Genomic DNA, 18,668 nt, shown 5'->3' with positions numbered 1-18,668 from the left:
GGCGCTAGATCACACGTTTTTCGCGCAGCGCCGCGATCGCCGGAGCGTCGTAGCCGAGTTCGGCGAGCACCGCGTCGGTGTGCTCGCCGAGCGCCGGCCCGAGCCAGCGCGTGTCGCCCGGCGTGTCCGACAGCTTCGGCGTGATCGACGGCAGCGCAATCTCCTGTCCGTCCGGCAAACGGAAACGCTGGATCATCTGGCGCGCGACGAACTGCGGATCGACGAACATGTCGGCTGCGCTGTAAATGCGCCCGGCCGGCACGTCGGCCGCATTGAGCACCTCGAGCGCGGCGTCGATGGTGCGCGGCGCGAGCCAGGCGGCGATCGCATCGTCGATCTCCTGCGTGCGCGGCACCCGGCCATCGTTGTGCGCGAGCGCCGGATCGTCGGCCAGATCGGCGCGCTCGATCGCCTTCATCAGGCGCTTGAAGATCGGATCGCTGTTGCCGCCGATCACGATGCTGCCGTCGGCGCAGGCATAGGTATTCGACGGCACGATGCCCGGCAGCGACGCGCCGGTGCGCTCGCGCACCATGCCGTAGACGCCGTACTCGGGCACCACGCTTTCCATCATGTTGAACACGGCTTCGTAGAGCGCGACGTCTACCACCTGCCCCTTGCCGCCGTTCATGTTGCGGTGATGCAGCGCCATCATCGCGCCGATCACGCCGTGCAGCGCGGCGATCGAATCGCCGATCGAAATGCCGATGCGCGGCGGCGGCAGCTCGGGATAGCCGGTGATATGGCGCAGGCCGCCCATCGATTCGGCGATCGCACCGAAGCCGGGACGGTCGCGATACGGGCCGGTCTGCCCATAACCGGACAGCCGCACCATCACGAGGCCCGGGTTGTTCGCCGACAGCACGTCGTAGCCGAGGCCGAGCTTTTCGAGCAGCCCCGGGCGGAAATTCTCGACGACGATATCGGCCTCGGCCGCGAGCTGCTGCGCGATCCGCCGGCCTTCGTCCGTCTTGAGATTGAGCGTGACCGATTTCTTGTTGCGCGCCTGCACCGCCCACCAGAGCGACGTACCGCCCGCTTCCGGGTAGAGCTTGCGCCATTTGCGCAGCGGATCGCCGCCGTTCGGATCCTCGATCTTGATCACTTCCGCGCCGAACTCGGCGAACAGGCGGGCCGCGAACGGCCCCGCGATCAGCGTGCCGAATTCAAGCACCTTGACGCCCGCGAGCGGGCCTGGCGTTGCGCTCGATCTGTGTGGATTCTCCGGAACGGCGTACGGCCGAATGGCCGGTGCCGCGTTACAGGGTGCGGCGGTCGAGCATCGCGCGGGCGATGGTGCCCGCATCGACATATTCGAGTTCGCCGCCCACCGGCACGCCGCGCGCGAGCCGCGTGACGGACAGGCCGCGCGCTTTCAAGGTTTGCCCCAGGTAATGGGCGGTGGCCTCGCCCTCGTTCGTGAAGTTGGTCGCGAGCACGACCTCCTTGACGACGCCGTCCGACGCGCGCTTCACGAGCCGGTCGAAGTGGATTTCCTTGGGGCCGATGCCGTCGAGCGGGCTCAGCCGCCCCATCAGCACGAAATAGAGGCCGCGGTAGGTCAGTGTCTGCTCGAGCATGATCTGGTCGGCCGGCGTCTCGACGACGCACAGCAGGCTCGGATCGCGCTCGGTATCACTGCAGACTTCGCAGATGCGCGCCTCGGTGAAGGTGTTGCACTTCTCGCAGTGCTGCAGGTGCTCGGTCGCGAACAGCAGCGATCGCCCGAGCCGCTCGGCGCCATCCCGATCGTGCTGCATCAGGTGGTAGGCCATCCGTTGTGCGGATTTCGGCCCGACGCCGGGCAGCACGCGCAGTGCTTCGACGAGGGCGGACAGGGCGGACGGCTGTTTCATGCGATACCGATATGCGAAAGGAACTGCCTTAGAACGGCAGCTTGAAGCCCGGCGGCAGCGGCAGGCCCGATGTCATGCCGCTCATCTTTTCCTGCGACGTGGCTTCGGCCTTGCGCACGGCATCGTTGAACGCCGCGGCCACCAGGTCTTCGAGCATGTCCTTGTCGTCCGCGAGCAGGCTCGGGTCGATCGTCACGCGGCGCACTTCGTTCTTGCAGGTCATCGTGACCTTGACGAGCCCGGCGCCAGACTGACCTTCGACTTCGATGAGGGCGAGCTGCTCCTGCATCTTCTTCATGTTGTCCTGCATTTGCTGGGCTTGCTTCATCAGCCCGGCGAGTTGGCCTTTCATCATGGACGTGCTCCTTGGTATTCGTGTGAGACCGGCGCGATCTTAGCGCCGGTTCCGGGATTAGGGAATGGGACGGTTGGGGGCCGCGCTCAATGCAGCGTCGGCGCGCCGCCGGCCGAACCGGCGTGGTCGGCCGCCACCGGGCGGACCGAACCCTCGACGATCCGCGCGCCGAAATCGCGGATCAGTTGCTGGACGAACGGATCGGCGCCGATGTCCTGCTCGGCGTCGCGCTGACGCGCCGCGCGCTCGCGGGCGTCGAGCGCTGCGGCCGTGCGGCGCGCCGGACCGACGTCGACCGCGACGTCGACCGCCTTGCCGAGCGCTTCGGCCAATGCGGTCTTGAGCTTCGCGACCTGCGCAGCATCGGCGTATTGCGGGACTGGCACCGACAACTTCAGCACGCCGCCGTCGACCGCCGTCAATTCGCTATTGAAGGCAAGTTGGTAGGCAACGCCCTTGAGCGGCAAGCTGGCGGCCAGTTGCGGCCATTCACCGTCGTAGCCGACCGCGTCGAGCGAGATCGCGGGCGGCAGCGGGCGGGCATCGACCGGCGCCGGGGCCGGCTGCGGCGGTGCCACGCGCACGTCATCGGGACCGCTGTCGAATACGGGGAAATAGCCGTCGTCGGGCGGCGGCCCGTAGTGCTCGTCGGCCGACATCGACATCGGCATGTAATCGTCGGGCGGCATGTCGTCCCACGACGGCGGCGCGGACGGATCGGCCGAGTTGGCGTGAACCGGTTGTTCGGCACGCGGGCGCGGCGTCGGTACGTTGACGCGCGGCGCGGCGGGCTTCGGCGCGGCGGCCGCGGCTTTCGGTGCCGCCGTGGCCGCGCGGTCGCGATCGGACGACACGCGCATGCCGCGGCTGCGCAGCACGTCGAGCGCGGCGGCGGCGCCACCGGCGCGAGCGGGCGCGGGACGCGCGGCCGGTTCGCTGGCGATGGCGGCGATCGGCTCGGGAGTGACGGTTGGTGTGCGTGCCGGTTGCGGCTCGGCGGCCGGTTCCGGCGACGGTGCGCTCGGCACAACCGCCCGTTCTGCGGCGGCAGGCGCGGAATCGGCTTGAGGCGATGCAATCTCGGCGGGCAGCCCATCGGCTATCGCGGCGGGAGCCTCAATTTCGGGAGCGGCAGCCGGCACTGCGGCTGGAGCGGCTACGACAACCGGCTCGGCAGCGACATCGGCTTCATCCAACCACGGTGCGAGTTCCGGCTTCGACGTCGCAGCGGCTTCGGTGGCGACCGGGTCGACAGCCACCGCCGCAGGCTTGGCTGGCTCGGCCACTGCAGGATCAATCACCGCCGCAGGCTTGGTCGGCTCGGCCACTGCAGGATCAACCACCGCAGCAGGCTTGGCCAACTCGGTCGCGGCGGGCTCAACCACCGCAACGGGCTTGGCCGACTCGGCCACTGCAGGATCAACCACCGCGGCACCATGCGCAGCAGCAACCGGCAACGCGGCCGGCGGCTCCACCGGCTTCGGCACCGCAACCGGAACCACCGCGGGCTTCGGCGCGAGGGCCGGCATCGCGCGGGCGGCCGGCGCGGCGCCAGCCGCAGCGGTCACCGCCGGCGCTGCCGCGCGGCTCGCGCCCACCTTTGCGGCGGGTGCCGCGCCCGGCACGGCCCCGCCACCGCCCGGACCGGACGGCGCGAAAGCCAGCATGCGCAACAGCGTCATCGTGAAGCCCGCGTATTCGTCGGGCGCAAGCCCCATTTCGCCACGACCCACCGTCGCGATCTGGTAATAGAGCTGAACCTGCTCGGGGCCGAGCAACTCGGCGAAGCGGCGCAGATCCGACGCTTCGGGCCATTCATCGAGCACCGAAGCCGGCGCGAACTGCGCCCAGGCGATCCGATGCAACAGGCCGGCCAGATCCTGCAGCGCCGTCGAGAACGACAGGCTGCGCAGCGCCATTTCATCGGCGATCGTGAGGATTTCCGGGCCATCGGCCGCGGCAATGGCGTCGAGCAAACGCACCATGTAGGTCTGGTCGAGCGCGCCGAGCATGCCGGACACGGCGGCTTCGGTCACCTCGTTGGCCGAATAGGCGATCGCCTGATCGGTCAGCGACAGCGCGTCACGCATGCTGCCCTGCGCCGCGCGCGCGAGCAGCCGCAGCGCCTGCTGCTCGAACGCCACGTGCTCCTCGCCGAGGATCCGCTCCAGGTGCGTGACGATATGCCCCGCCGGCATCTGCTTCAGATTGAACTGCAGGCAGCGCGACAACACGGTCACGGGAATCTTCTGGGGATCGGTGGTGGCGAGGATGAACTTGACGTGCGACGGCGGTTCCTCGAGCGTCTTGAGCATCGCGTTGAACGCGTGGTTCGTCAGCATGTGCACTTCGTCGATCATGTAGACCTTGAAGCGCGCATCGACGGGCGCGTACACGGCGCGCTCCAGCAGCGCGGCCATTTCATCGACACCGCGGTTGCTGGCCGCGTCCATTTCGACGTAATCGACGAAACGCCCTTCGTCGATTTCGCGGCAGGCACGGCAGACGCCGCAAGGCTGCGAGGTCACGCCGGTCTCGCAATTGAGCGCCTTGGCGAAGATCCGGGACAACGTCGTCTTGCCGACGCCGCGAGTGCCCGTAAACAGGTAGGCGTGATGCAAACGCCCGCCATCGAGCGCGTGCGTAAGCGCCCTGACGACGTGCTCCTGGCCGACGAGCGAAGCGAAATCCTTCGGACGCCACTTGCGGGCGAGAACTTGATAGGTCATCACGAAATTGTATCAGCAACATATCGCGCCGCCGACAGCCAAGCCACCGATGCCGGCGAGATTTGCGCGCACAAGGATCGGCGGCGGCACACGACGCAATCGTGCCGAACCGCATGACGCTGCTCAGCGATCAACAAGGGGGGAAACAGCAAATATCGAGGCGCCGCGAATGCGACAGAGGGATACAGCAGAACAACTAGAGGGAGGGGTGACGAGCCTGACCCTCGGCACTGGCGGAAAACGGTTGTGGCTGCTTCGTTCCCGACCTGACCAGGTTCACCGGCCCACCATGCGAGGAGGCCCGTCACGGCGTATTCTAGCACCGGTTCGATTCGAACGCGACCGATTTATCGGCAACATCGCACTTCGGGCGAGGCGGGACATCGAATTGGCGCTCCTGTGCGCAATATATAAGCACCCTTCTCCGGAATATCGCAATCGATGAACGCCCTCGACCCAAAGGCGGCATCGTTTAAATGTGCTGCCCGTTCTTATTTCATCCGGAAAGATTCCCACCGCCCCACTGCCCTTGCATTCCGCCGCGCCATACCCACATCGGTTACGTCGCCCGTAGTGCCCTACAGCCCTACTCGCGAAGCGGATACTATCGCCGCCAACGGCAGATAGCAATTTAGGCTAATATGACGCCCGAGTGACCCGCGAGCCCACGGTTTGCAGCGCTTCACGCCACCATTTTCGCGGGGCGGAGCTGCCTGAACCGGCGGCCGGCGCACCCGACCGGCGCCCGCAGGCAGCCCCCCGAAACAAATGAGGTATCGACCCAATGAGCGAATTGATCAAACACATCAGCGACGCGTCGTTCGAACAAGACGTCATCAAATCCGACAAGCCCGTCCTGCTCGATTTCTGGGCCGAATGGTGCGGCCCGTGCAAGATGATTGCCCCGATTCTCGACGATGTCTCGAAGGAATATGGCGACAAGCTGAATGTCGCGAAGATCAACGTCGACGACAACACCGCAACGCCCGCCAAGTTCGGCGTGCGAGGCATCCCGACGCTGATCCTGTTCAAGAATGGCGTGCTCGCCGCTCAAAAGGTTGGCGCGCTGTCCAAGTCGCAACTGACGGCATTCCTCGACAGCCACCTGTAAAAAGCCGTATTCTCCAAAGCGCCTGTTGCCAACCGGCAACAGGCGCTTTGTGTAAGCGCCGAACGGCAAGGCAAGCCCGAATCGGCGTGTGGTAGAATTTGAATCGACGTCGCCATCCGACGCAAAAGTCTCAGAGCGTTTCCGCTCGCCCCCCTCCCTATATTCTTTCTCTGCATCTTCTCCTCCCTGGCGGGTTCTCCGTATGCATTTATCCGAGCTCAAGTCTCTGCACGTCTCCGAATTGATCGAAATGGCCAATGGCCTGGAGATCGAAAACGCGAACCGCCTGCGCAAGCAGGAGTTGATGTTCGCCATTCTCAAAAAGCGCGCCAAGACGGGCGAGACGATCTTCGGTGACGGCACGCTCGAAGTCCTGCCGGACGGCTTCGGCTTCCTGCGCTCGCCCGAAATGTCGTATCTCGCGAGCACGGACGACATCTATATCAGCCCGTCGCAGATCCGCCGCTTCAATCTGCACACCGGCGACACGATCGAAGGGGAAGTGCGTACGCCGAAAGATGGCGAGCGCTATTTCGCACTGGTCAAGGTCGACAAGGTCAACGGGCAGCCGCCCGAGGCCTCGAAACATAAGATCATGTTCGAGAACCTCACGCCGCTGCACCCGAACAAGCCGCTGTCGCTCGAGCGCGAAATGCGCGGCGAGGAAAACGTCACGGGCCGCATCATCGACATGATTGCGCCGATCGGCAAGGGCCAGCGCGGCCTGCTGGTCGCCTCGCCGAAGTCGGGCAAGACGGTCATGCTCCAGCACATCGCGCACGCGATCAAGCAGAACCACCCGGATGTGATCCTGTTCGTGCTGCTGATCGACGAGCGCCCGGAAGAAGTGACGGAAATGCAGCGTTCGGTGGCGGGCGAAGTGATCGCCTCGACGTTCGACGAACCGGCCACGCGTCACGTGCAGGTCGCCGAAATGGTGATCGAGAAGGCCAAGCGCCTCGTCGAAATGAAGCACGACGTGGTGATTCTGCTCGACTCGATCACGCGTCTCGCCCGCGCCTACAACACCGTGATCCCGGCTTCGGGCAAGGTGCTGACGGGCGGTGTCGACGCCAACGCGCTGCAACGCCCGAAGCGCTTCTTCGGCGCGGCCCGCAACATCGAGGAAGGCGGCTCACTGACCATCATCGGCACGGCGCTGATCGAAACCGGCAGCCGCATGGACGACGTGATCTACGAAGAGTTCAAGGGCACCGGCAACATGGAAGTGCACCTCGAACGCCGTCTCGCGGAAAAGCGCGTCTACCCGTCGATCAACCTGAACAAGTCGGGCACGCGCCGCGAGGAAATGCTGATCAAGGCCGACATCCTTCAGAAGATCTGGGTGCTGCGCAAGTTCATCCACGACATGGACGAAGTCGAAGCGATGGAATTCCTGCTCGACAAGATCCGTCAGACCAAGAGCAATTCCGAGTTCTTCGATCTGATGCGCCGCGGCGGCTGACCAGCACGCGCCGGCAAGAAAAACCGCCTTTCGAGGCGGTTTTTTTACGCCTGTTTCAAACGATTCCCCCGATTCGGGCAGTAATCCATTGCCCGCCCCAACCTATACGTGAACGTACAGGTTGATCTACAATCCGTGCGATTCCATCACTTCGACTCGCACGTATGCCCCGCCCCGCCGATTCCACGCTGTTGACCGTGCGCGACGCCGCCGAGCGTCTTGGCGTCACGCCGCGCACGCTTAAGTATTACGAAGAACGCGGGCTGGTCACCCCGAGCCGCAGCGAAGGCCGTTACCGGCTTTACGACGAAGCCGATCTCGACCGCTTCGCACGCATCCTGCGGTTACGCGCGATCGGCTTCTCGCTGCACGGCATCACGGAAATGCTCAAGCGCCCGCTGGAGCCGGCCGGCGACAACGGGCGCCGCCGCTACTCGGACCATTCGCTGCGCGACATCCACGCCGACCTCGCCGGGCAGATCGCGCAACTCGACGAGCGCATCACGGCGGCCCGCCGCGAGCTGCGCGAAGTCGAGGCCGTTCGCGCCGAACTGCGGCACGACCTCGACTACGTCGAACGCCGCCTCGCCGGCGACGATCCCGACGACCTGATCGTCAAGCGCCAAGCCGCCGCGAAACTCGGCCGCCCCCGCAAGGCGCGCCCATGAATGGCACCGGCGCGCGCCCCGCGTTCTGGAGCCTCGCCACCTTGCGCGGCGACCTGTTTCCATGGGTCATCGCGCTTGTCACAGGCCTCGATTACTTCGACAACGCAATCTTTTCGTTTTTCGCGAGCTATATCGCGGGCGGCATCAACGCGTCGCCCGACGAGCTGGTGTGGTCGTCGAGCAGCTATGCGATGGCGGCGGTGCTCGGCATCCTGCAGCAGCAATGGTGGATCGACCGCGTCGGCCATCGCCGCTACGTCAGCGGCTGCATGCTGTTCTACGCGGCCGGCGCGGTGGCCGCGACGCTGGCCGATACCTCGCTTCAACTCGCCTTCGCGCGCGGCCTGCAAGGCTATTTCATCGGCCCGATCATGGGTGCCTGCCGCATCCTGATCCAGATCAGCTACACGCCGCAGCAGCGGCCACGGGCCACGCGCGCGTTCCTGATCCTGCTGCTGCTCGGCACCTCGCTCGCGCCGATCGTCGGCGGCGAACTGGTTGCGCATTTCACGTGGCGCGCGCTGTTCGCCTGCACGGTGCCGCTGGCGCTGGGGTTCGGCGCCCTCGCGTTCGGCGCGCTGCCCGATTCCGGTTACGCGCCGCCCGAGGAGCGCACCAACACGCATATCTGGCCTTACGTGATCTTCGCGTTTGCGCAGGCCGCATTGCAGATCGTCATGCAGCAAGTGCGCTATCAACTGTTTTTGTCGTCGCCGTTCCTGATCCTGCTGACGGCGGCCGGCTTCGTCTCGCTGGCCTGGTTCGCGCGCCAGCAATGGAACCATCCGTCGCCGCTGGTGCGGATGTCGGCATTTCGCCAGCGCACGTTCCAGATCGGCCTGCTGCTGTATGTGTTCTATTACTACATCACCACGTCGTTCAGCTATCTGACCTCACGTTTTCTCGAGGCCGGGCTCGGCTACCCGGTCGAGAACGCCGGGCGCCTGACCGGCATCACCTCGCTGATCGCGGCCAGCGCGCTGTTCGTCTACCTGCGTTACGCGAAATACGTGTCGCACAAGAAATGGGTGATCGTGCCGGGCTTCGCGCTGGCGGCCGGCACCGCGTTCGCGATGTCGCGCATGACGCCGGCCGTCGGCGAGGCGCAACTGATCGTGCCGCTGCTGATCCGCGGCCTGTTGCTGCTGTTCATCGTGCTGCCGGTGGCGAACCTGACGTTCCGCGTGTTCTCGATCGACGACTACACGCACAGCTATCGCCTGAAGAACATCTTCAAGCAACTGACGCTGTCGTTCGCCACGGCCTCGGTGATCATCGTCGAACAGCATCGCGACGCACTGCACCGCGAGCGCCTGTTCGAGCAGGCCAACCCGTTCAATCCGATGTTCGTGCAAACGCTCGATACGCTGACGCACGGCTTCGCCGGCGCGGGCTACGCGGCCAACGAGGCGCATGCGCTCGCGCTGGCCACCATCGGCCAGACCATCGCGCGCCAGGCCGCGTTCCTGACCTCGCTCGACGGCTTCCTGTTCGTGGCCGGGGTAGCGTTGTGCGGCGGCGTGATCGCCGCCTGGCAAAAAGCCATCGATTGAGCTAACGTGCGCGTGTTTCGTCACGCCCTTGGCACCCGATGCTCTCCCGACTTTCCCGGTGGCTCGACACGCGCCGCCGCGACCGCGCGCTGCGCAGCTTTCCGATTCCCGACACGCTGTGGGCGGACACGCTCGCCCGCCTGCCCTTCCTGTCGACGCTGTCGGACGCGGATCGCGCGCGGCTGCGCGACATGACGAGCGGCTTTCTCGCCGAGAAATCGTTCTCCACGGCGCACGGGCTCGAATTGACCGATGCGATGACGGTCGGCATCGCCGTGCAGGCCTGCCTGCCGGTGCTCAACCTGGGCCTCGACCTGTATCGCGGCTGGGTCGGCGTGGTGGTGTATCCGGGCGAGTTCGTGATCCGCAAGACGGTGGAGGACGAGGACGGCGTGGTGCACGAAGTCGAACACGACGCAAGCGGCGAAGCCTGGCAAGGCGGCCCGGTAATCCTGTCGTGGGAAGACGTGCAGATGTCGGACGGCAGCGACGCCTATAACGTCGTGATCCACGAGTTTGCTCACAAGATCGACATGCTCGGCGGCGAAACCGACGGCCATCCGCCCCTCTTTCGCCGCCTGCATGCGCCGCATCTGGATGCGGCGCGCTGGGAGAACGTGTTCGATCACGCGTACGACCGCTTCTGCGATCGCGTCGACGCCGTGCCCGAGCGCGCCTGGGCGCGCTTCGAGCGCAATTCGCTGATCGATCCCTATGCGGCCGATCATCCGTCGGAGTTCTTCGCCGTCTGCAGCGAGGCGCTGTTCGTGCGTCCGACCGCCTTCGAGGCCGAATTTCCCGAGCTGTACCGGCTGCTCGCGCACTATTACCGGCAGGACCCGGCCGGCACCGGCGCACTCGATGGCCTGCCGGCCGTTTGAAGGCCGGAAACGGCCGCCGCAGGCCCGCCCGGCACGGCTTCGCGCCGCCGCGACAGACGTTGCAAATAATCGCCAACCGCCTGATTTTCTGGCATAATCGCCGTTTTTCGACCCTAGGCAAGTGGCTCGTCAGGCATCGGTTCCGGTTCACAGGACGGCGCGGCGGGTTGGCTACCGCTCCATTACAGGAAACATCATGAAACCTGGCATTCACCCGAATTACCGCGATGTGGTCTTCCAAGACATGTCGAACGGCTTCAAGTTCGTGACGCGCTCGACCATCCAGACGCGCGAAACCATCGAACTCGACGGCAAGACCTACCCGCTCGCCAAGATCGAAGTGTCGTCGGAATCGCACTCGTTCTACACCGGCCAGCAAAAGATCATGGACACGGCAGGCCGTGTCGAGAAGTTCCGCAACAAGTTCGGCGTCCGCGCCAGCGGCAAGGCTTCGTAAGCCAGTCGCGCGCGACACGGGCCGGCAGTTTGCCGGCTCGGCACGCCACGAAAAGGGCAGCCCCAGGCTGCCCTTTTTCGTCTGCGGCGGCCGTGCGCGTTGAGGCACCGGCTGCCCGCAACGTCTACAATGCCGGATGCCCGAAAACGGCGACACCTCGCGACGCCGCCCGGCGCCCACTCATAACAAGTCATTCACTGCATGAAGCCCGTCGTTCGTCTCACCGCCTCTGCCACGCGCGCGCTGCCGCGCTGGCTGCTGCTCACGCTCTGCATCGTCTACGCGGGATTCGGCCTGTTCGCGCGCGACCCGTGGAAGAACGAGGATGCAGCCGGCTTCGGCGTGATGTGGACGATGGCGGGCGGCTCGGCGCACGACTGGCTGCTGCCGAACCTGGTCGGCAAGTTCGTCACGTCGGACGGCCCGCTCGGCTACTGGCTCGGCGCACTCGGCATCCAGACGTTCGGCCCGTGGATCTCGGCGAGCAACGCCTCGCGGATCGCCACCGGCATCCTGTTCTGCGTCGCCAGCGCGTTCGTCTGGTACACCGCCTACCTGCTCGGCCGCCGCGCCGAGGTCCAGCCGTTCAAATATGCGTTCGGCGGCGAGCCCGAGCCGCGCGACTACGGCCGCACGCTGGCCGACGGCGCGCTGCTCGTGCTGCTCGCCTGCTTCGGGCTGGCCGAGCGCGGCCACGAAACCACCCCGCAGCTCGCCCAGTTCGCCTGGATCGCGATGTTCGTGTACGGGCTCGTGCGCCTGACCGACAAGCCGCTGCATGGCGCCGCGTGGTGGGGCGTGGCGGTGGGCCTGCTGCTGCTGTCCGGCAACCCGGTGCTGACCGTCGCGCTGCTGGTCGGCACCGTGGTGCTGATCGCCATCACGCCCGAGGTGCGCCATCGCCATCTCGCGCTGGTCGGGCTGCCGATTGCCGCCGTGCTGTTCGCGCTGTGGCCGCTCGCCGCGCTGTCGTTCTACCCGGACGACGCGTCATGGTTCTTCGACCAATGGCTGCACGGCAGCCTGATGCGCTTCTCGGGGCCGCCCACCACGGTGCTCAAGTACGCCGCCAAGAACCTGCCGCTCTTCACCTGGCCGGCCTGGCCGCTCGCGATCTGGGCCTGGGTCAGCTGGAAGGGCTGGCGCCGCCGCCCGCACATCGCAATTCCGGTCGCCGTGGCGGTGCCGCTGGTGGCGCTCGTGATCCTGCAAAGCCAGGAAACCAACCGCGTCTACATGCTGCTGCTGCCGCCGCTCGCGGTGCTGGCCACGTTCGCGCTGCCCACGCTCAAGCGCGGCGCGATCAACGCGTTCGACTGGTTCGCGGTGCTCAGTTTCACGATCCTCGGCAGCTTCGTGTGGCTGGTCTGGCTCGCGTCGTTGACGGGCTTCCCGCATCCGCTCGCGCGCAACCTCGGCCGCCTCGTGCCGGGCTACGAATCGCGCTTCAACGTGCTGGCGTTCGCCTGTGCGCTGATCGCCACGCTGTGCTGGTTCGCGCTGGTGCGCTGGCGCATCTCGCGTCAGCCGAAGGTGCTGTGGCGCAGCGTGGTGCTGTCGGGCGCGGGTACCACGCTGATGTGGGTGCTGCTGATGACGCTATGGCTGCCGTTCGTCAACTACAGCCGGACCTACCGCGACGTGGCCGTGCAGATCGCCGCGCACCTGCCGGCCGACTACGAGTGCATTTCGCCGGTGCGGTTGGGTGATGCGCAGATCGCCACCTTCGCCTACTTCGGCGACATGCATTTCTCGTTCACGGACGACTGCGACGTGATCCTGCGCCAGGACCCGGCCGATTACGGCGAGCCGAGCTCGATATCGCAATACGTCTGGCGCCTGGTCTGGGAAGGCCGCCGCGCGGCCGACCGCGACGAACGCTTCCGCCTCTACGAGCGCATCGAGCGGCCCCAGACGCCGGTCCGCCGCCGCTACACGCGTGGCACCCGCGTGCCGCGCGATTGACCATGCTGGCCGACATCCGCCGGATCGCCGGCCTCGCGTGGCCGGTGCTGATCGGCCAGCTTGCGATCATCGCGTTCGGCGTGATCGACACCGCGATGGTCGGACGCTATTCGGCCGTCGACCTGGCCGCACTGGGCCTCGGCTCGTCGATCTACGTGTCGATCTATATCGGCCTGACCGGAATCCTGTCGGCGCTGCAGCCGATCGCCGGGCAGTTGTTCGGCGCGCGGCGCTTCCACGAAATCGGCGAGGAAGTGCGCCAGGCGATGTGGCTGGCCGTGATGCTCGCCGTGCCCGGCTTCCTGCTGCTGCATTCCCCCGAACTGTTGCTGCGCCTCGCACACACGCCGAGCGCACTGCACGACCGCACCGTCGATTACCTGCGCATCCTCGCGTTCGGGCTGCCGGCCAGCCTGATGTTCCGGATCTACAACGCGCTCACCAATGCGGCCGGCAAGCCGCGGCTCGCGATGATCCTGCAGATCGGCGCGCTCGCGCTGAAGATCCCGCTCAATATCTGGTTCATCTTCGGCGGCCTCGGCGTGCCGGCGCTCGGCGGCCCCGGCTGCGGGCTGGCCAGCACGCTGATCAACTGGGGGCTGGCGCTGATCGCGTTCACGCTGGTGGCACGCCTGGACGTGTTCGCACCGCTCGGCATCTTCGCGCGTTTCTGCACGCCGACCTGGGCTCGCCAGAAGGCGCTGCTCAAGCTCGGGCTGCCGATGGGGCTGTCGTACCTGATCGAAGTGACCTCGTACACGTTCATGGCGCTGTTCATCTCGCATTTCGGCACCACGGTGCTGGCGGGCCATCAGATCGCCGGCAACCTTGGCGCGGTGCTCTACATGACGCCGCTGTCGATCGGCATCGCCGCCTCCACGCTGGTGGCGCGCGCGCTCGGCGCGGGCCGGCCGGACGAGGCACGGCTGCTCGCGCGGCGCGGCGTGATGTTCGCCGGCATGACGGCGATCGGCTATGCGTGCGTGGTGCTGCTGCTGCGCCACGCGATCATCGACGGCTATACGCCGAACCCGGACGTGATGGCCGCCGCGCTGCCGCTGGTCACGATCGTGGCGTTCTACCACTGCGTCGACGCGATCCAGGTCACCACCGCCTTCGTGCTGCGCGCCTACAAGGTGGCCGTGGTGCCGACCGTGATCTATGCCGTGGCGCTGTGGGGCGTGGGCGTGGGCGGTGGCTACCTGCTCGGCTTCGATATCGGCGGCTGGGTGCCCGCACCGCTGACGGGCGCGCGCGGCTTCTGGAGCGCGAACTTCGCGAGCCTGCTGATCGCGGGCGCGGCGCTTCTGACCTATCTGAATCACATCAGCCGCCAGCGGCTGCGCGGCGAAGGCTGACGGAGCCGCCCGCGCCAAGAGCCTTCGCGACGAGCGCTCCGCGACACCGCACCAGCGGCCTGCCGCCTCCCCGAACCTGCCGTCCCACCGCATTCCCGCCCATCTCCGGCCCACGTCAAACTTCGTCAAAACCGAGACGACCGGCGCCCGCCCCCTTTACAGCCCCCGCTGCAATGCGCAACACTGCGCGCGCCGGCTCCGAAAAGCGCGCGCGTGTCCTATGCTTGATCGCATCACCCGGCCGTTTTGCATCGCACCATCGTCTGTCCGTTCCAACAGCGGTTGCACCGCTCAACTGGGGAGTCCTTGTCATGCTGAAGAAGCTGCTGATGCTGTTCGTCGCGTTGTCGCTGTCACTGAGCACCGCGATCGCGGCCGCCGTCGAGGTCAACACGGCCGATCAGGCCACGCTCGAATCGGTCAAGGGCCTCGGCCCGGTGAAGTCGAAGGCGATCATCGACGAACGGGCCAAGAACGGGCCGTTCAAGAGCGCCGACGATCTGGCAAGCCGCGTCAAGGGCTTGGGGCAGAAATCGGTCGCGAACCTGGAAACAGCCGGGTTGACGATCGGCGGCTCGTCCGCGCCGCCGACCGGCGCGAAGGCCCCGCCCGCACCGGAGCGCGCCACCAAGACGCAGGCCGGCACCAGCACCGGCGCACCGGCGCCGGCCCCGACGGCCGCCACTCCCACCCCGTCGCCCGCACCGGCCGCCACCACGCCGGCCGACAACGGCAAGCCGGCCAAGGCCACGCGCGCCTCGAAGAAGAAGGACAAAGCGGCAGCCGCCGCCAGCGCCGCCGCGGCAACCGGCGCATCGGCCCCGACCGGCGCGTCGGAGCCGAAGGCCAAGAAATCGCGCAAGGCGAAGAAGAGTCAGGGCGCATCGGCCGCGTCAGGTGCCTGATCGACGGCCGGCCGCGCACGACGCGGCGGGCCGCAAGTTCAATCCGGCGTCGCCCGATCACCGCGGCGCCGGTTCGTGAAACCGGAAACACGCAACATCTGAGAGGACATCATGGGTCTGTTCGATATCGTAGGCGGCATGCTCGGCGGCCAGAACGGCGGCAACCAGAACGCGCTGCTCGCAACCGCGCTCGAATTCATCAACAACCAGCCCGGCGGCCTGAACGGCCTGATCGAAAAGTTTCGCCAGGGCGGCGCCGGCGAAGTGATCGGCTCGTGGGTCGGCAACGGCGAAAACCAGCCGATCTCGCCCGACACGCTGCAGAACGTGCTCGGCTCGGACACGGTCACGGCGCTGGCCAACAAGGTCGGCATCGATCCGTCGGCCGCTTCGGGCCTGCTCGCGCAGGTGCTGCCGCACGTGGTCAACCACGCCACGCCGAACGGCGAAGTGCCGGCGGACGGCCAGGTCGACAGCTCGAACGTGCTCGGCGCGCTCTCGCAACTGGCAGGCCTGTTCGGCGGCGGCAAGACGGCCTGAGCCCGGCCGCCGCCGGCCCACGCTCAGGGGCGGCAACGGCCGCGCCCATCAAAAAACCCCGCCGAGGCGGGGTTTTTTCATGCCGTTGCAGCCGGCTCAGTGCACGACGCGATCGAACACGAACGTGCCGTCCTGCACGTCGACCGGAATCACGTCCTTCGGCCCGAAGCGGCCCCCGAGAATCAGCTTGGCGACCGGATTCTCGATCTCCTGCTGAATCGCGCGCTTGAGCGGACGCGCGCCGAACAGCGGGTCGTAGCCGACCTTGCCGATCTGGTCAAGCGCCGCATCCGACACGTCGAGCTGCATGTCGAGCTTGGCGAGCCGCTCGCGCAGGCGTTCGAGCTGGATCTTCGCGATCGACTGGATGTTGCTGCGGTCGAGCGCATGGAACACCACCACGTCGTCGATCCGGTTCAGGAACTCGGGGCGGAAGTGCAGCTTCACCTCTTCCCACACTGCGTCCTTGACCGCCTCCTGCGGCGAGCCGGCCATCGACTGGATCACCTGCGAACCGAGGTTCGAGGTCATCACGATCACCGTGTTCTTGAAATCCACGGTGCGGCCCTGCCCGTCGGTCATGCGGCCGTCGTCGAGCACCTGCAGCAGCACGTTGAACACGTCCGGGTGCGCCTTCTCGATCTCGTCGAGCAGGATCACGCTGTACGGCTTGCGGCGCACGGCTTCGGTCAGATAGCCACCTTCCTCGTAGCCGACATAACCCGGCGGCGCGCCGATCAGCCGCGCGACGCTGTGCTTCTCCATGAACTCGCTCATGTCGATGCGGATCAGGTGATCTTCCGAATCGAACAGGAAGCCGGCCAGCGCCTTGCACAGTTCGGTCTTGCCGACGCCCGTCGGCCCGAGGAACAGGAACGACCCATACGGGCGGTTCGGATCGGACAGCCCGGCGCGCGAGCGGCGGATCGCATCGGACACGGCGTTGATCGCCTCGTCCTGGCCGATCACGCGCTCATGCAGCTTTTCCTCGATATGAAGCAGCTTCTCGCGCTCGCCCTGCATCATGCGCGACACCGGAATGCCGGTGGAACGCGACACCACTTCCGCGATTTCCTCCGAGCCGACCTGCGTGCGCAGCAGGCGCGGCTTGGTCGGGTTCTGCTGCTCGCGCTCCTCGGCCTGCGTGACCTGCTTCAGTTGGGCCTCGAGTTGCGGCAGCTTGCCGTATTGCAGTTCGGCCACCTTCTCGAGCTTGCCTTCGCGCTGCAGCTTGGCGATATCGGCGCGCACGCGGTCGATCTCTTCCTTCAGATGCGCGCTGCCCTGCACCGCGGCCTTCTCGGCCATCCAGATTTCCTCGAGGTCGGCGTATTCGCGGCCGAGCCGCTCGATTTCTTCCTCGATCAGCTGGAAGCGCTTCTGCGACGCCTCGTCCTGCTCCTTCTTGACGGCCTCGCGCTCGATCTTCAACTGGATCAGGCGACGGTCGAGCTTGTCCATCGATTCGGGCTTCGAATCGATTTCCATCTTGATCTTCGAGGCGGCCTCGTCGATCAGATCGATGGCCTTGTCCGGCAGGAAACGATCGGTGATGTAGCGGTGCGACAACTCGGCCGCCGCGACGATCGCCGGATCGGTGATGTCCACGCCGTGGTGCAGCTCGTATTTTTCCTGCAGGCCGCGCAGGATCGCGATGGTCGCCTCGACGCTCGGTTCGTCGACGATCACCTTCTGGAAGCGACGTTCGAGCGCGGCGTCCTTCTCGATGTACTTGCGGTATTCGTCGAGCGTGGTCGCGCCGATGCAATGCAGCTCGCCGCGCGAGAGCGCCGGCTTCAGCATGTTGCCGGCGTCCATCGCGCCCTCGGCCTTGCCCGCGCCCACCATGGTGTGGATCTCGTCGATGAAGACGATGGTGCGGCCTTCATCCTTGGCCACGTCGCTGAGCACCGATTTCAAACGCTCCTCGAATTCGCCGCGATATTTCGCGCCGGCCAGCAGCGCGGCCATGTCGAGCGACAGCACGCGCTTGTTCTTCAGCGTCTCGGGCACTTCGCCGTTGACGATGCGCTGCGCCAGCCCTTCGACGATGGCCGTCTTACCCACGCCCGGCTCGCCGATCAGCACCGGGTTGTTCTTGGTGCGGCGTTGCAGGATCTGGATCGAGCGGCGGATTTCGTCGTCGCGGCCGATCACCGGATCGAGCTTGCCCGAGCGGGCGCGCTCGGTCAGGTCGACCGTGTATTTCTTGAGCGCCTCGCGCTGGCTTTCGGCATCGGCGCTATGCACCTGCGAGCCGCCGCGCACGGCCGCGATGGCCGCCTCGATGGCCTTGCGCGTCACGCCGTGCTGGCGCGCGAGCTTGCCCGCGTCGCCCTTGTCGTCGGCCACGGCCAGCAGGAACATTTCGCTGGCGATGAAACTGTCGTTGAGCTTCTGCGCTTCCTTGTCGGCCTGGTTCAGCAGGCCGGCCAGCTCGCGGCCGATCTGGATCTCGCCGCCGGTGCCCGTGACTTGCGGCAGGCGCGAGATCGATTCGTTCAGCGCGCCTTGCAGCGCCTGCACGTGCACGCCGGCACGCGACATCAGCGAACGCGCCGAGCCGTCCTGCTGCGCGATCAGCGCGGCCAGCACGTGGGCCGGCTCGATGTATTGATTGTCACGGCCCGCGGCGAGGCTCTGCGCGTCGGCCAGGGCTTCCTGGAACTTGGTGGTGAGCTTGTCGATTCTCATGAAGAGACCTCCAATTTTCGAATAGCACCAACATGAGGATGGATATCGGCCTTTCAAGCGTCTCGACAGCAAGAGACGTGCCTTGACGCGAGTCGATTGACATGTCGCAGATAATTAATTGGCGGAGCGCC

15 protein-coding genes and 1 other RNA gene are annotated in these 18,668 nt (G+C 66.3%); 10 read left to right on the top strand and 6 right to left on the bottom strand.

Annotation, left to right across the window (positions count from 1 at the left end; genetic code table 11):
- Positions 1–4: 4 nt before the first annotated feature.
- The 5 genes from AB4851_RS24515 to ffs form a co-directional block, all read right to left on the bottom strand.
- Positions 5–1,246: a CaiB/BaiF CoA transferase family protein gene (locus tag AB4851_RS24515; RefSeq protein ID WP_414451935.1), complete on the bottom strand. Its 1,242-nt coding sequence runs from the start codon at positions 1,244–1,246 to the stop codon at positions 5–7.
- 13 nt (positions 1,247–1,259) lie between these two features.
- A complete protein-coding gene (recR, locus tag AB4851_RS24510) occupies positions 1,260–1,856 on the bottom strand; it encodes a recombination mediator RecR (RefSeq protein WP_414451786.1) in 597 nt (198 codons plus the stop codon).
- A gap of 28 nt (positions 1,857–1,884) precedes the next feature.
- Positions 1,885–2,211 carry a YbaB/EbfC family nucleoid-associated protein gene (locus AB4851_RS24505; RefSeq protein ID WP_414445441.1) on the bottom strand — a complete coding sequence of 109 codons (327 nt, stop codon included), beginning with the start codon at positions 2,209–2,211 and terminating at the stop codon, positions 1,885–1,887.
- 86 nt (positions 2,212–2,297) lie between these two features.
- A complete protein-coding gene (locus AB4851_RS24500) occupies positions 2,298–4,940 on the bottom strand; it encodes a DNA polymerase III subunit gamma/tau (RefSeq protein ID WP_414451785.1) in 2,643 nt (880 codons plus the stop codon).
- A 207-nt stretch (positions 4,941–5,147) separates the two neighbouring features.
- Positions 5,148–5,246: signal recognition particle sRNA small type (gene ffs, locus AB4851_RS24495), an RNA gene on the bottom strand.
- A 478-nt stretch (positions 5,247–5,724) separates the two neighbouring features.
- Here ffs and trxA point away from each other — a divergent pair.
- From trxA to AB4851_RS24445, 10 genes are all read left to right on the top strand, one after another.
- A complete protein-coding gene (gene trxA, locus AB4851_RS24490; RefSeq protein ID WP_414445443.1) occupies positions 5,725–6,051 on the top strand; it encodes a thioredoxin TrxA in 327 nt (108 codons plus the stop codon).
- A gap of 202 nt (positions 6,052–6,253) precedes the next feature.
- Positions 6,254–7,516, top strand: coding sequence for a transcription termination factor Rho (gene rho, locus AB4851_RS24485; protein ID WP_015875474.1), 1,263 nt, complete (start codon positions 6,254–6,256; stop codon positions 7,514–7,516).
- A 164-nt stretch (positions 7,517–7,680) separates the two neighbouring features.
- Positions 7,681–8,184 (top strand): MerR family transcriptional regulator, encoded by a 504-nt coding sequence (locus tag AB4851_RS24480; RefSeq protein ID WP_414451784.1) that lies wholly within the window; start codon positions 7,681–7,683, stop codon positions 8,182–8,184.
- Positions 8,181–9,737, top strand: coding sequence for an MFS transporter (locus tag AB4851_RS24475; protein ID WP_414451783.1), 1,557 nt, complete (start codon positions 8,181–8,183; stop codon positions 9,735–9,737). The genes AB4851_RS24480 and AB4851_RS24475 overlap by 4 nt, the downstream gene beginning before the upstream one ends.
- 38 nt (positions 9,738–9,775) lie before the next feature.
- Positions 9,776–10,618, top strand: coding sequence for a zinc-dependent peptidase (locus AB4851_RS24470; protein ID WP_414445446.1), 843 nt, complete (start codon positions 9,776–9,778; stop codon positions 10,616–10,618).
- Positions 10,619–10,814: 196 nt separating this feature from the next.
- Entirely contained in the window at positions 10,815–11,075 is a 261-nt protein-coding gene (locus AB4851_RS24465) for a type B 50S ribosomal protein L31 (protein WP_414451782.1), read from the top strand.
- Between the two features lie 201 nt (positions 11,076–11,276).
- Positions 11,277–13,040, top strand: a complete 1,764-nt coding sequence (locus tag AB4851_RS24460) for an ArnT family glycosyltransferase (protein ID WP_414451781.1) — start codon at positions 11,277–11,279, stop codon at positions 13,038–13,040.
- 2 nt (positions 13,041–13,042) lie between these two features.
- Positions 13,043–14,398, top strand: a complete 1,356-nt coding sequence (locus AB4851_RS24455; RefSeq protein ID WP_414451780.1) for an MATE family efflux transporter — start codon at positions 13,043–13,045, stop codon at positions 14,396–14,398.
- Positions 14,399–14,709: 311 nt separating this feature from the next.
- Complete coding sequence (locus AB4851_RS24450; RefSeq protein WP_414451779.1) at positions 14,710–15,303, top strand: ComEA family DNA-binding protein; 594 nt, start codon at positions 14,710–14,712, stop codon at positions 15,301–15,303.
- A 111-nt stretch (positions 15,304–15,414) separates the two neighbouring features.
- Positions 15,415–15,843 carry a YidB family protein gene (locus AB4851_RS24445; RefSeq protein WP_414445451.1) on the top strand — a complete coding sequence of 143 codons (429 nt, stop codon included), beginning with the start codon at positions 15,415–15,417 and terminating at the stop codon, positions 15,841–15,843.
- A gap of 96 nt (positions 15,844–15,939) precedes the next feature.
- Here the strand turns inward: AB4851_RS24445 and clpB are convergent, their stop codons facing one another.
- Positions 15,940–18,537, bottom strand: a complete 2,598-nt coding sequence (gene clpB / locus AB4851_RS24440; RefSeq protein ID WP_414451778.1) for an ATP-dependent chaperone ClpB — start codon at positions 18,535–18,537, stop codon at positions 15,940–15,942.
- Between the last annotated feature and the right edge of the window lie 131 nt (positions 18,538–18,668).

Source organism: Burkholderia sp. 22PA0099, from assembly GCF_047497165.1.
In the GTDB taxonomy this organism is placed as follows: domain Bacteria; phylum Pseudomonadota; class Gammaproteobacteria; order Burkholderiales; family Burkholderiaceae; genus Burkholderia.
The sequence above is the reverse complement of the archived record's forward strand: the minus strand, read 5'-3'. Positions and strand labels throughout refer to the sequence as shown.

What these genes read in the sequence shown, in the direction of transcription:
- recR (WP_414451786.1), bottom strand. Translation starts at nt 1,856, where the DNA reads ATGAAACAGCCGTCCGCCCTGTCCGCCCTCGTCGAAGCACTGCGCGTG.
- AB4851_RS24505 (WP_414445441.1), bottom strand. Translation starts at nt 2,211, where the DNA reads ATGATGAAAGGCCAACTCGCCGGGCTGATGAAGCAAGCCCAGCAAATG.
- AB4851_RS24500 (WP_414451785.1), bottom strand. Translation starts at nt 4,940, where the DNA reads ATGACCTATCAAGTTCTCGCCCGCAAGTGGCGTCCGAAGGATTTCGCT.
- trxA (WP_414445443.1), top strand. Translation starts at nt 5,725, where the DNA reads ATGAGCGAATTGATCAAACACATCAGCGACGCGTCGTTCGAACAAGAC.
- rho (WP_015875474.1), top strand. Translation starts at nt 6,254, where the DNA reads ATGCATTTATCCGAGCTCAAGTCTCTGCACGTCTCCGAATTGATCGAA.
- AB4851_RS24480 (WP_414451784.1), top strand. Translation starts at nt 7,681, where the DNA reads ATGCCCCGCCCCGCCGATTCCACGCTGTTGACCGTGCGCGACGCCGCC.
- AB4851_RS24475 (WP_414451783.1), top strand. Translation starts at nt 8,181, where the DNA reads ATGAATGGCACCGGCGCGCGCCCCGCGTTCTGGAGCCTCGCCACCTTG.
- AB4851_RS24470 (WP_414445446.1), top strand. Translation starts at nt 9,776, where the DNA reads ATGCTCTCCCGACTTTCCCGGTGGCTCGACACGCGCCGCCGCGACCGC.
- AB4851_RS24465 (WP_414451782.1), top strand. Translation starts at nt 10,815, where the DNA reads ATGAAACCTGGCATTCACCCGAATTACCGCGATGTGGTCTTCCAAGAC.
- AB4851_RS24460 (WP_414451781.1), top strand. Translation starts at nt 11,277, where the DNA reads ATGAAGCCCGTCGTTCGTCTCACCGCCTCTGCCACGCGCGCGCTGCCG.
- AB4851_RS24455 (WP_414451780.1), top strand. Translation starts at nt 13,043, where the DNA reads ATGCTGGCCGACATCCGCCGGATCGCCGGCCTCGCGTGGCCGGTGCTG.
- AB4851_RS24450 (WP_414451779.1), top strand. Translation starts at nt 14,710, where the DNA reads ATGCTGAAGAAGCTGCTGATGCTGTTCGTCGCGTTGTCGCTGTCACTG.
- AB4851_RS24445 (WP_414445451.1), top strand. Translation starts at nt 15,415, where the DNA reads ATGGGTCTGTTCGATATCGTAGGCGGCATGCTCGGCGGCCAGAACGGC.
- clpB (WP_414451778.1), bottom strand. Translation starts at nt 18,537, where the DNA reads ATGAGAATCGACAAGCTCACCACCAAGTTCCAGGAAGCCCTGGCCGAC.